General features: G+C 39.4%; 11 protein-coding genes. 7 read left to right on the top strand and 4 right to left on the bottom strand.

The genetic code is table 11. The features are described 5' to 3' along the window. On the bottom strand, positions 1 to 531 hold the full coding sequence (locus M2419_RS13690) for a YfiT family bacillithiol transferase (RefSeq protein ID WP_153847399.1): 531 nt from the start codon (positions 529 to 531) through the stop codon (positions 1 to 3). 202 nt (positions 532 to 733) lie between these two features. On the opposite strand from M2419_RS13690, the gene M2419_RS13685 reads away from it, so the two are divergent. Next, on the top strand, positions 734 to 1,399 hold the full coding sequence (locus M2419_RS13685) for a DUF2625 domain-containing protein (protein WP_153847400.1): 666 nt from the start codon (positions 734 to 736) through the stop codon (positions 1,397 to 1,399). A gap of 112 nt (positions 1,400 to 1,511) precedes the next feature. Here the strand turns inward: M2419_RS13685 and M2419_RS13680 are convergent, their stop codons facing one another. Together M2419_RS13680 and M2419_RS13675 are read right to left on the bottom strand one after the other, a co-directional pair. Continuing rightward, on the bottom strand, positions 1,512 to 2,828 hold the full coding sequence (locus M2419_RS13680) for an NYN domain-containing protein (protein WP_182332758.1): 1,317 nt from the start codon (positions 2,826 to 2,828) through the stop codon (positions 1,512 to 1,514). Between the two features lie 406 nt (positions 2,829 to 3,234). Then, the gene (locus M2419_RS13675; RefSeq protein WP_259255256.1) at positions 3,235 to 4,008 is read right to left on the bottom strand and encodes an AraC family transcriptional regulator; all 774 of its coding nucleotides are present in this window, start codon (positions 4,006 to 4,008) and stop codon (positions 3,235 to 3,237) included. Between the two features lie 109 nt (positions 4,009 to 4,117). Between M2419_RS13675 and M2419_RS13670 the strand changes: the two genes are divergently transcribed. Further along, complete coding sequence (locus M2419_RS13670) at positions 4,118 to 5,326, top strand: MFS transporter (RefSeq protein ID WP_159728771.1); 1,209 nt, start codon at positions 4,118 to 4,120, stop codon at positions 5,324 to 5,326. An 84-nt stretch (positions 5,327 to 5,410) separates the two neighbouring features. On the opposite strand, the gene M2419_RS13665 is transcribed toward M2419_RS13670, so the two are convergent. After that, the gene (locus M2419_RS13665) at positions 5,411 to 7,270 is read right to left on the bottom strand and encodes a CocE/NonD family hydrolase (protein WP_182332756.1); all 1,860 of its coding nucleotides are present in this window, start codon (positions 7,268 to 7,270) and stop codon (positions 5,411 to 5,413) included. A 637-nt stretch (positions 7,271 to 7,907) separates the two neighbouring features. Here M2419_RS13665 and M2419_RS13660 point away from each other — a divergent pair. The 5 genes from M2419_RS13660 (at position 7,908) to M2419_RS13640 (ending at position 12,940) form a co-directional block, all read left to right on the top strand. Beyond that, positions 7,908 to 9,236: an inositol-3-phosphate synthase gene (locus tag M2419_RS13660; RefSeq protein ID WP_153847405.1), complete on the top strand. Its 1,329-nt coding sequence runs from the start codon at positions 7,908 to 7,910 to the stop codon at positions 9,234 to 9,236. Between the two features lie 182 nt (positions 9,237 to 9,418). Then, complete coding sequence (locus tag M2419_RS13655) at positions 9,419 to 10,129, top strand: sugar phosphate nucleotidyltransferase (RefSeq protein WP_153847406.1); 711 nt, start codon at positions 9,419 to 9,421, stop codon at positions 10,127 to 10,129. A gap of 13 nt (positions 10,130 to 10,142) precedes the next feature. Then, complete coding sequence (locus tag M2419_RS13650; protein WP_227550282.1) at positions 10,143 to 11,027, top strand: hypothetical protein; 885 nt, start codon at positions 10,143 to 10,145, stop codon at positions 11,025 to 11,027. Then, on the top strand, positions 11,008 to 11,958 hold the full coding sequence (locus tag M2419_RS13645) for a CDP-alcohol phosphatidyltransferase family protein (RefSeq protein WP_153847407.1): 951 nt from the start codon (positions 11,008 to 11,010) through the stop codon (positions 11,956 to 11,958). Before M2419_RS13650 ends, M2419_RS13645 begins: the two co-directional genes overlap by 20 nt. Continuing rightward, on the top strand, positions 11,939 to 12,940 hold the full coding sequence (locus M2419_RS13640) for a lysylphosphatidylglycerol synthase transmembrane domain-containing protein (protein ID WP_259255255.1): 1,002 nt from the start codon (positions 11,939 to 11,941) through the stop codon (positions 12,938 to 12,940). Before M2419_RS13645 ends, M2419_RS13640 begins: the two co-directional genes overlap by 20 nt. Position 12,941: the final 1 nt, after the last annotated feature.

Here is a 12,941-nt window from a genome sequence, read left to right as displayed (position 1 = left end):
TCAATGGTTTTTGGCGTTGATAATATGCATGAGGTGGTGGTTACAATGCCATGCATACAGGCCTATATTGACCTTTAAAGAAATTAGTCTTTTGGTAACGGGGTGGATAAAACCCCTTTCAAGTTGTTCGGCTGAAAGGCTTTTCAGCAGTATGACCCAACGTTCATGTAGACCTTCAAGCAATTTTACCGAACTTTCTATGGGAATTATTTTGGCGTCGGGAAGTTCGGCCCACAATTTTTCTTCATATAATTTGATGGTTGGATCTTCTTCCGTTAGGGCCAATTTGAACCGGACAAAGCTATTCATATGGCTGTCGGCACAATGGTGAACGACCTGACGTATCGTCCAGCCGTCAGGACGGTAGCGCTTCTCTAGCGCACTGTCCGTAAGGTCGCCGACTTCGGATTTTAACCGAGCCGGAAAATCTGCAATTGTCTTGATCCAGTCATTCAACAGGGAGCTGTCAATTACATCGGGTATCGCGAAACGACCTATGGGGTATCTGAGTTTTTCTAATTCATGTTGCATAACCTAAAATTACTTAAAATAGATGCAAGGTTCCTAATCTTTATGTTCATGTTTTCGATGAATATTTTTTTTCGATAGGTTCTTGTGCAAGCTGTAATTTGGATGCGATAAAGAATTGTGTTAATTTCGGCAAAAATGCTAAGATCAAGATCCTCCCGTTTGTGTGGAGGATCATTGATCTTAGCATATAAAAGCACAAGAAATGAAAAGTCTAAAAGAACTGATTGATACAAGTAATTCGGCGTGGAAGCTGGTTGAGGGCTGGTTGAAGGAAGCGACAAATTCATATGAAGTGCTCCCTCAAAACCCTAAGCGGGCTGATGAGGAACTTTTAAGGGCACAAATTACGACAAAATCTCCGATGGGGGCCATTATTTATCAAAGCGGTGGTATACTGATCGATGGTGGCTGGTTACGGATTTTAGGCTCCGGTTCGCCGCAGCTGAATCGCGGAATTATGGAGTGGAATAAGGGTAAGAGCTTTGACAAGGAAGGCGAAAAAGGAGGATTTCTACTTATAGCTGATGATGTTTTGGGTGGTTATTTTGCCATCAATGCCGGCGCTCTGGGAGATGCAATTGGACAGGTCTATTATTTTGCTCAAGATACCTTGCAATGGGAAAGTTTGGAATGTGGCTATTCGGACTTTGTTTTTTGGGCTTTGAAAGGGGATATCAGACAGTTTTATGAAACATTTAAATGGAAAGACTGGAGTGAAGACGTCAAATCCTTGACTGGTAATCAAGTTTTTTCGTTTTATCCTTTTCTATGGACTGAAGAAGCTCGGGATTTTCGTAAAGTAGATCGCAAGCCAATGGCAATCGATGAGAACTACCACTTTACGATGGAATTTGCAGGCAGACGCTAATCGTTATTTTAATACGACAAACCTTCAGCTTAATGCTTTAATAAGGTGATAGGACAATATGTATATTGTCCTATCACCTTATCGTAGCGGGAAGAATAACCCTGAATAAGATTTAAACGGATTTATTTTGAAGGCTAAAGCTAACTTCATTCAGTTTGATCAGTTGTATTTGTATTCCTTCTGCAAGACCAAGCTGCGTAGCGGCTTCTTTTCCCAGTTTAAGTACATGAAATCCTCTGCCTCGGTAGGTAAAATTGCATTCATATTCTCCGGCATTGATCATAATCCTTAATTTTTGGGATTTAGTGGGAAATAAAGGTTTAAATTCTTTTGTAATCCTTATTTGCGATTTCTTAACATCATCTGCAGTAATCTTGTTGCCCTCTGAAGGAAAAAGCATGTTTGTCGGTAGTGTCTGTACTGTGGAGGCTTGGGACTCGGCTTTTTGCTCCTGAATTTCCTGAACTTTTGGAGACTCATTTTGTATCGGTTCAGAACTTGTTTTATCTTGACGTTGCTTCTCTTGGCGCCCTTTCTTTCTATTGTTTTGATTTGCAGTTTTTCCCGCAGTTTCTGTAGGAGGTACGGAAGGAGTAGAAGGAGTTTTGTGCTCGGTTTCCGCTGCTGTAGCCGGGCTGGTCATTGCTAAAGGCCGTTTAATGATATTGCGGATGTAGTAGTGTTTTATACGCGATTTGTCGGTGTTCCGCTCTTCAATTTCAAAATCTTCCTTGTAGGCTTTAAAAAGGTGGGACATCTTGTCGTATCCGTAATTTCGCGCATCAAAATCAGGTTTCCTTTTATTGAAAAGACTTCCGATTTCGCCTAGGAAAGCCCAGCCATTTTCATCAGCTGTATCATCGACAGTGTCTTTTAAAAGTTCCAGGGTTTCTTCATCCAGTACCGCTATACTTGCCGGGTTGTCAACCGGGGCAGGTTTGGGTTGATTTTGCTGTTTTTTCTTTGTGACTGTTTCCTTCTTTTGATTTTTTTCAAAAATTTCCACATAGATAAACTTGTCACAGGAGGCGATAAAAGGCTTAGGTGTCTTTTTCTCACCTATACCGATTACGAGCTTGCCTGATTCCCGGAGGCGCGTGGCCAAGCGGGTGAAGTCGCTGTCGCTCGATACAATACAAAACCCGTCCACTCTGTCCGAATGCAGAATATCCATGGCGTCAATAATTAATGCGGAATCAGTAGAATTTTTGCCTTGGGTATAACTGTATTGTTGTATGGGGGTAATCGCGTGGGTAAGAAGTTTGTCCTTCCATTTTTCAACATAAGGGTTGGTCCAGTCTCCGTAGATGCGTTTGATGGTTGGAATCCCGTATCTTTTGACTTCATTCAAAATCTCTTCGATCTTTCGATAAGATACATTATCCGCATCGATTAGTATTGCGATTTGCAAATCCCCATGTTCTGCCATATATGTTTAGATTATTTTTTCAATATTTGAACTCTTTTCTATTCGTGTGACCTTTCTGATCTGAATATATTCGTTAAAAATACAGTATTGTTAAAGAATTTCTTGAATTTTTTAGAATTAATTTGAATGCTATTTTTTTAGAACATGCTATCTGCTGCTTTTGTTTGGGTGTAGGGGGGATTTATTACGTTTGTGGAGCGGTGAAATGATTTGAGGGGCGGTGAAAATAAAAAAAGGTTTTCAAACGGGGAGAATGAAAACCTTAAATAACCAATTATAAACCTAAATTATGATGATACAAAGATAGTGTAAATATTACACCTGTGCAAATTTCAATACTATTTTTTTTAAAACGTTCTGAATTTTGTAGCTGTTCAGCTACAAGTTACCTGTAGCTGTGCCGAAACTAGTCCATCATGAAGCTCGAAGGTCTATATTTCATCACAGCATAAAAGCTATTGGTGAACGCTTGCACGCTTTTATAACCGACTTTATATGCAATTTGGGAGATGGTGAATTGTTTTGTGCTAAGAAGTTCCAAACTCTTGATAATGCGGAGTAACTGCTGATATTTTGCAAGTGTCATTCCGGTTTCCTTTTTAAAAAGACGCTCAATAGTTCGGAGCGAAAGATTGGACAACATGGCAATCTCGTCTAATGTGAAGGCTGCTGTGTAATGGTCATGTAGGTGATTTAAGAGGGCTTGAAGTCTATTCTCCTGAGGAAGGGTGATCCCAAGTTGGAGCAATTGTGCGGCGAAATAGGGGAGTTCATGGAGTAAAGCACCCAGGAAAACTTTTTCATGTTCATCTTCTTCAATCAATTTCGACCATTTTTCAGTATATAAAATCATTTCCCGTAACACTTTTGGGGCAGAAAATACCTGCACCTGACTGAAAAACAACTGGTCTTGTGCGCTGTCAAATTGTGGAGTATCAAAAAAAAGCACCATAAGTTTGATGCGCTCAGAGTGGGAGTTGGTCTTATGTAATGCACCAGAGGGAATCCAGGCAACGTGATTTTGGGGGAGTAGATACATTTTTCCTGCGACGGTAAGGTATTGGAAACCCTGTTCGACATAAATCAACTGACCTTTCCGATGATTGTGCAACTCGTTGTCGTGTATCCAGTTTTCTTCAAACCAGACAAAGGTTGATTTCTGGATACGTTCAATTGTCAATGTATGATTTGTTTGATCATGTCGTTTTAAATTAAATTAATGGCAAATTTAATTAAAATTTCAGGTATATCTTTGCAGGCGATCATTACATGTATAGCGCGATTTTATTATGAAAGAAAATATAAAAGTATCCACAGCTGTTTCTTGGACCTGGTTATCCATATTGGTTGTTGTTATGGTCTCAACCAATCTGCGGTCGCCAATTACAGCCGTTGGCCCTGTACTGGGGCAAATCAGTGAAGATTTACAATTAAATAGTTTTCAAAGCAGCCTATTGACGGCAATCCCCCTTTTTATGTTTGCGAGCTGTTCTGTAGCAGTAAGTCGATATTCGCATAAACTGGGCATGCATCGTTTTTTATTGTTTGGTTTAATGCTGTTGAGTGTAGGGATTGTGCTTCGGGTCTGGGGCAATATGCCAACGCTGTTTGTGGGATCTTTTTTAATTGGACTTGGGATCTGTGTGGGCAATGTCGTTACACCTGGCTATATAAAAACCAGTTTTCCAAAGCAGATTGGGCTGATGACAGGGATTTTTGCGGTAGCAATGAATCTGACTGCGGCTTTTGCTTCGGGTTTTAGTTTACGATTGGGTGAATGGACTGGTCTTGGGTGGCAAGGCTCGCTGGGTGTTTGGGTGATTTTAGCCTTGTTATCACTTATTGTTGTTTTTTTTGATGGTTTAGGCCGAAAGAAGGCTCAAGGTATTACTGAAAATAGACAAACAACAAGTGGAATCGGGCATATCTTTAGGTCAAGATTGGCCTGGTATATCAGCCTATTCATGGGTATTCAGTCCCTAATTTACTACAGCTTGATTTCTTGGTTGCCCAAAGTATTGGTGGATTATGGTATGCCAAAGGAGGATACGGGCTGGTTGCTGTTTTTGATCCAAATTGCCATGATTCCCATTATGTTCATTGGACCTATTTTGGCTCATCGGATGAAGGATCAACGTTTAATGGCAACTGCTGTTGCGATAGGCATGCTCGGAAGTATATTTATATTCTGGCATTACAAGCTTCAGGGAATTTATGTTGCCGCCATATTGTTGGGACTTTCCAATGGACTGTCTTTCAGTTTGTCTATTCTCTTCTTTACCCTGCGGGCTAGATCAACGGCAAATGCGATCAAAATATCGGGCATGGCGCAGTCTGTCGGTTATTTCATTGCGGCTTTTGGCCCGCCGGTCTTTGGTAGGCTGCACGAAATAGATGCTACCTGGAATTACTCGTTCTACTTTTTGGCGGGGAGTATCGTACTTTTATTGTTTGCGGGATGGAAGGCCGGCGAAGATAAGTATGTAGCGGAAGATTAAAGATAAGGCTACATCAGGCATAGGTGTTTAGCTGATGTAGCCTTATTCAACTAGCTCTTAAGCGCTAGCTTTCGAATTTACCTGCTAATCTTTGAGGACAGAAAATTCGATGTATGTGGCATTGTTCACATCGTGAAAAATACGTTGGGTAGCTTTGCGGAAATCAGCTTTCGTAGCTGTATAAGGTGCTAAAAACACCTGTGGATTTCGTTCTGCCAGCGGAAACCACGAGTTTTGTACCTGGACCATAATGCGATGTCCTTTTTTGAAGGTATGCGCAACGTCTGGCATTTCAAAATTCACCTTTTCGACCATTCCTGGAGTCAAGGCCTGTGCTTTATCAAAACCATTTCGGTATTTCCCCGCCATGATCTCACCACGTACCATCATTTGATATCCAGCCATTGTTTTTCCTTGATAACTTGCGGCATCATTCGGGTAAACATCAATCAGTTTGACAACATAGTCCGCGTCTGTTCCTGTTGAAGAGACTTTGAGGAAGTTTTTGATTGGGCCTACAATAGTTAAGTCCTCCGTCAACGGTTCTGTTTGATAAACCATGACATCAGGGCGACTAGCTGCGAAACGTTGATCATCTACCATATATTCCCGTGTTCGGTTTTGAATTAACCCACCTTGATGCGGAACAGGTTTATTAGGGTCTGTTACATATTCATCCCAGGAATCTGTACGTTGAACTTTGTCAAATCCAAGTTTCCCCTGCGGTTGGAAGTATAGTTTTTTTGTCTCTACATTTTTTGGTGGCCACTGTTCGAAATGTTTCCATTCGTTGCTTCCTGAGACAAAAATGTTGGCTTCGGAAGGGGCGAAGTTTCCTTCATCTTTTAGGTAATATTTGAAAAACGGTTGTTCAAATTGTTCCTGATAAGTAATACTGGTTTTTTTCTCAAATTGGATATCACCTAGATAGTTTCCTTCTGCACGAACCCAGCCGCCATGATACCAAGGTCCCGCGACTAAAATCGAGTTGTTTTTTTTGCTTTTATCCTCAATCGATTGGTAGGTCTTAAATGTTCCATATGCATCTTCCGCGTCAAAGAAACCACCGACCACCATCACAGCTGGTCTTACCTCCTGTAAAGAATTGGTGATCACACGCGATTTCCAAAAATCATCATAGTCGGGATGTTTAAACAGGTCATTCCAAAATTGTACGGAGTCACCAAAATACTTTTCTTTGAGTTCCCGCGCTGTTCCTGCTTCTGCAAAAAAGTTATATTTATCGGCTTCTTTGATCTGAATTTTGCCCTTAAATTGATCCGGTGTGATGGGTTTTGGACGAGGGACACCAAAGGTTGACATGAATGTAAACGCATCCTGAAGAAACAATACGCCATTATGGTGGAAGTCGTCGCCGATATACCAGTCTGTTACGGGAGCCTGTGGGGAGACTGCCTTCAAGCTAGGGTGTGTTTTGACCAATCCGACGGTAGAATAGAAGCCTGGATAGGAAATCCCATAGAGCCCGGCTTTGCCATTATAGTTTTTGAGATTTTTCTGTAACCATTCAAGCGCATCATAGGTATCCGTACTTTCATCGATTGCTTTTTTATCTTTGCTGTACGTGGTCGGACGTATATCTTCAAAATCACCTTCGCTCATCCACTTGCCACGGACATCCTGGTAAACGAAAATATAGCCTTCATGCATCATTTGGGGGAAGTTTCCCAAGCTTTTTTTGTATTCGTTCTGCCCATAAGGAGAAACTGTGTAGGGTGTTCTATTGAGCAAAACTGGATATTTCTTGGATTTGTCTTTTGGACTGTAGATCGCAGTAAATAATTTTTTCCCATCTCGCATGGGGATTGCTACTTCGGTCTTTTCATAATGATCTCTAACATAAGCCGAGTCGGCAGCTGTTTGAGCATGTAACTGGCTTGCGCTTAAAAGCGCTAAAGTTAGGTACGAAATTGTATTTTTCATTCAGATAATTATTTGTTCAGTACATTCTTTGGTGTAAATTATAATTTTACACTTGGTTTCATTTTTTGCAATGCTATGGATACTCTTATGCACCTTGGGCTCTATGCGATACAGTTAAATTTGTCATCGCGTTATCGTTTGGCAGACTATTTCTCCAGCTACAGTGAGCGGATCAACAGCTGTTGGTTTATAAATTGAACGATAGATCCATTGCCTATATTTAGATTTAAGGCTAAAGTTAGTGCTACTAAAACCATTTTCCAATTTTATTGTCATATTTATAGCGAATAGAAAAAGAAAAATTGACCAATTTTTAAGAAAGAAAAACTTTTTTTGGATGGAATTTGGATTAGTTTTCGAATCTTAATATATTGAGTAAAATTAAGGAGAATTATTTTTGGGGTTAACAACTTTAGCTAAAAACGTTAAATTTCAATCAGATGGATTAGTAGAGCACTAAATAATAATTCATTTTCAGATTATTTCTTTAGGTTTCGAATGGGGTTTGTATTGGTATTTGTCACGATTTTATAAATTAAGTGGGGGGTGGTATGAAATATGTTTTTTTAAGCTAATTTTAAGAATTATTTTATCATAATACATCAATTAAATAACAATTTAAGTATATAGAATTAATATGGGACAACAAGTGAAAGATGCCAATGGAAAATTGGGTATTCTTATTCCGGGATTAGGTGCTGTGGCTACAACATTAATCGCTGGTGTGGCATCTATAAACAAAGGTTTTTCAAAACCAATCGGATCTGTTTCTCAATTGAGCAGAATCCGTCTGGGTAAACGCACTGAGAACAGAAATCCATTAATTAAAGATTTCGTCCCTTTAGCAAAATTGGAAGATGTTGTTTTTGGTGGATGGGACGTATATGAGGATAACGTATACGAGGCTGCATCAAAAGCAGAGGTATTGGAGAAAGGTCAATTGGATGCTGTTAAGGCCGAATTGGAGGCAATCCAACCAATGAAAGCTGTGTTTGACCGTAATTTTGTGAAAAATTTGGACGGAACGCACATCAAATCTGAAAAAACTCGCCGTGAATTGGCAGATGCAGTGCAACGTGATATTCGTGAATTTAAAGAGAAAAACGGATTAGACCGTGTTGTATTGGTATGGTGTGGATCTACTGAGCGTTATATTGAAACAAACGAAGCTTTTTCAACTTTAGCTAAATTAGAGGAAGCATTAGACAATGATGATCAACGTATTCCACCAAGTATGATCTATTGTTATGCGGCATTGAAAGAGGGAGCTCCGTATGTAAATGGTGCACCAAATTTAACATGTGACGTTCCAGCTATTGTGGAGTTGGCGCATCAAAACGGTGTGGCAATTGCAGGTAAAGATTTTAAAACAGGTCAAACATTGATGAAAACAATTGTGGCACCTGGTCTTCAAGCGAGAGCTTTGGGTGTTGAAGGTTGGTTTTCGACGAATATCTTAGGTAACCGGGATGGATTAGTATTAGATGATCCTGAAAATTTCAAAACAAAAGAGGTCTCTAAATTATCGGTATTGGAAGAAATTCTGGATGCGAAAAAGAACCCTGAGTTATACGGTGATCTTTACCATAAAGTACGTATCAACTATTATCCTCCACACGGCGATAATAAAGAATCTTGGGATAACATCGATATCTTCGGTTGGTTGGGTTACAAAATGCAGATTAAGATCAATTTCTTGTGTCGCGATTCAATTTTAGCAGCTCCGGTTGCGTTGGATTTGGCTTTGTTTATTGATTTGGCTCAACGTGCGGGTATGTCAGGTATTCAAGAGTGGTTATCATTTTACTTGAAATCTCCTCAGACAGCTCCGGGATTACCTCCTGAACACGATATCTTCAAACAATTGATGAAATTGCAAAATACATTGCGCCACATTATGGGTGAAGATTTAATCACACATTTGGGATTGGATTATTACCAGGAGCTAGTAGATAGTATTCAATAAACTGCCTTAATAAGAGAGGGGAAACAATTGTTTAAAAACAGTTTTTCCCCTTTTTCTTCAAAATCTTTACGATATTGAAGATTTGTGATATAACCCTCTGTAGACTTTTGCGCTTACGAACGCTGAGATAGTGACGGGGGTTTTGCTTTTTTATAAATGATTTTATTTTGCAATTAAAAGAAATGGAATTTGCAATTATAGCGGCGGGAGAAGGTTCTCGATTGCGAAAAGAGGGATTTAATTTACCGAAACCCTTGCTACCATTACATGGAGTTCCATTAATTGAGCGATTGATTCGCGTGTTTGTTAAAGAAGGGGCGCAAAGAGTTCATGTTATCATCAATAAACAATCTCCGGAGCTGAAATTGTTTTTGGAAAAAACAACGTTTGAATTACCTATTGTGCTAATAGAGGAAGATACTGCAAGTTCATTGCATAGTTTTGCCTTGCTTGTTAAAAATAACCCCGATTGGTCGTCCTGTTGTCTGACAACAACAGATACGGTTTTTAGACCACATGAATTTCATGCCTATTTGGAAGCATTTCAGCAACATCAACATGCAGATGCTTTTATGGCAGTCACACCTTTTGTCGACGATGAGAGTCCGCTCTATGTGAACACAAATTCACAGCTTCGGGTGGAAGCTTTTTTGGATACAGCGACCGCAGAAACGAAGTATGTTTCTGGCGGAATTTATTGCTTCCGAAAAGCAGCTATGGATTGTGCATTAAGCTCCGTTGAAGCAGGTAATTCCAGAATGCGTAATTTTCAGCGTGCTTTATTGGAAAACGATTTACAAGTAGAAGCATTTGTATTTGACAAGGTGGTCGATATTGATCATTTAAAAGATCGTGTCGTCGCAGAACAATTTTTGAGTGAGGAGGTTAGTTAGTAAAATGAGCGATATGATTTCTATTTTAGGCGTAACTCGAAAAAATCGCTTTTCACCCAATCATGTGGGGAATGATGCCGCTATATTTAATGAAGTAGTTTTAAAACTGACTGAAAAAGGTGCTTCGGTGGAGGTGTGTAATGAAGATGAATTTTTGTCTTCACCATCGGTGAAGCAGGATAATATTCTGACTATGGGGAGAACAAAGACTTTAGTTAAAAAGTTGCAATCTCTTCAAAATAATGGGATCAATGTTTTGAATTCAGGATTTGGAATTGAAAATTGCTTTCGGAAAAACATGACCCTTAAGCTTTTGGAAGGTGGAGTTCCTTATCCGAAGAGTATCGTGATCTCTACCGTTGCAGATATTCAATCTATTTTCGAAAAATTGAAAGGAAAGGGTGTATGGATCAAGCGTGGCGATTTTCATGCGATTCATAAGGAAGATGTTACCTTTGCTGCTAGTCTGAAAGAAGCGCAACATATCTTGAATGAATATGCACTTCGTGGGATTAAAGAGGCTGTGATTTCTGAACATCTTGCCGGAGACTTACTCAAGTTTTATGCCGTGCGGGGAACGGATTTCTTCTTTTATTTCTACCCATATGAACACAATCATCACAAATATGATTTGTATGAACAAATTAATGACGAGGTAGTACATTTTCCTTTTGATCTCGACAATCTAAAAGAAGTTGCTAATCGTGCTGCGGAAGTCCTGGATGTACATATCTACGGCGGCGATGTGATTATTGATGCAAATGGAGACTTCCATATTATTGACTTAAATGACTGGCCAAGTTTTGCGCCATGTCGGGCAGAGGCTGCTGAGGCCATTGCTCAAATGGTTTACCATAAATTTACTGAAAAGAACCACAATGCAGAAAGAACAAGTTAATGTAATCGAAGAAGATAATTTGAGTGCATTCGAACAATCTTTAAAATCTAATGATACAGAAGAGCGAATTGATATTTGGTTTTATCGACCTATAGGTTATCGCATCGCGCAAGTCTGTGCCAAAATCGGTATTACACCCAACGCTGTGACAATTATTAGTATTTTCTTTGGTGTTGCGGCGGGTATTTTATTCTATTATCCTGCATTATGGATTAATGTGATTGGCATGCTTTTATTGGTTTTTGCCAATTCTTTAGATAGTGCTGATGGACAGCTGGCAAGAATGACAGACAATAAAAGTCGCTTTGGTCGTATTTTGGATGGTTTTGCTGGAGATTTTTGGTTTGCTTCTATTCATATTGCGATCTGTTTACGCAGTATTAATGAAGGATGGCCACAATGGCTATGGGTATTCTGTGTACTTGCAGGTGTATCGCATATGCTTCAGTCGGCAATGGCTGATTATTATCGTAATGTACATTTGTATTTTATAAAAGGTAAAGCTGGAAGTGAGCTGGACAATACACGTGATTTGAAAGTTGACTATGATGCTTTGTCTTGGCGCAAGAATTTTTTTAGCAAATTTGTGTTGAATGGCTACATGGGCTATACACGTAACCAGGAAAAGCTTTCTCCAAAACTGCAAAAGCTGTTGCATATTGTGAAGAGTCGTTATAAAGATGAATTGCCAAAACAATTGATGGTCGACTTTAGAATTCAAAATAAACCATTGATGAAGTATACAAATATTGTACAGTTCAATACAAGGGTGATTTTCCTATTTGTCTGGTTGTTTATCGGTCAGCCTTGGATTTACTTTTTCTTTGATATGTTTGTCCTAAATCCGATATTGATATATATGTGTAACCGACAAGAAAAAGTAAGTGGTTATTTTGTTGATAAATTAACAAATGATCCAACCTATGGGTAGTAAGGTCTATAAAGTACTCTTTATGCTAATCGGTATAGGTACACTGGCCTATATGATTCATGCAATGGGAATCGATGAGATTTGGAACAACCTCGAAAAAATTGGCTGGTGGTTTTTGCCTGTACTCGGTAGCTGGGCAATACTCTACTGGATGAACGCAATGGCATTTAAGGCAATTATTCAGGAACCCGAATTGCCACAGACGGATGTACCCTTTTGGAAGGTCTTACAATTGACTATATCGGGGTATGCCATTAATTATATAACGCCATTTGTGGCGTTAGGTGGTGAGCCTTATCGTATTATGGAGCTTAAAAACTATGTCGGTGGTTCAAAGGCAGGTTCTTCCGTGCTGTTATACGGTGTCATGCACATCTTGTCGCATATTTTATTCTGGGTCGCTTCTGTTTTTCTAATTCTTTGGTTTGTTCCGGCAAGTACAATGGTTGATGTGGCCTGTGCTGTGATTTTTGTGATGGCTATCATTTGTACTTGGCTATTTACGAAATTTTATAAGAAGGGGATTACAGTTTCACTATTGAAAGCTTTGTCTAAACTACCTTTGGTAGGCAAGAGAGTCGGTAATTTACTGGAGACGAAGTATGAAACGTTGAATGACGTCGATCAGCAGGTGAAAAACCTCTTTCAAAATCGTCGCGATCGTTTCTATACGGCCCTTTTTTGGGAATTTGTAGCACGTGTTGTGGGCTGTTTTGAGATTTATTTTATTGGTTTAGCCTTAGATATTAATATTGATTTTATTGATGCTATGATCATTAGCTCCGGATCTTCCTTATTTGCCAATCTTGTTTTTTTCTTTCCAATGCAATTGGGAACGCGGGAAGGTGGATTAGCAATGGCTGTGATGAGTATAGGATTGCCTGCGAAAGTCGGTATTTTTATGGGTGTTGTGACACGAATTAGGGAAATTGTCTGGATTATGATCGGTTTGGGGTGGATGAGTTTAGTAAAAAAGAAATAAC

It is taken from the genome of Sphingobacterium sp. BIGb0116 (assembly GCF_024808035.1).
GTDB lineage: Bacteria > Bacteroidota > Bacteroidia > Sphingobacteriales > Sphingobacteriaceae > Sphingobacterium > Sphingobacterium paramultivorum.
Note: the sequence above shows the minus strand (reverse complement) of the source record. Positions and strands in the feature narration are given on the sequence as shown.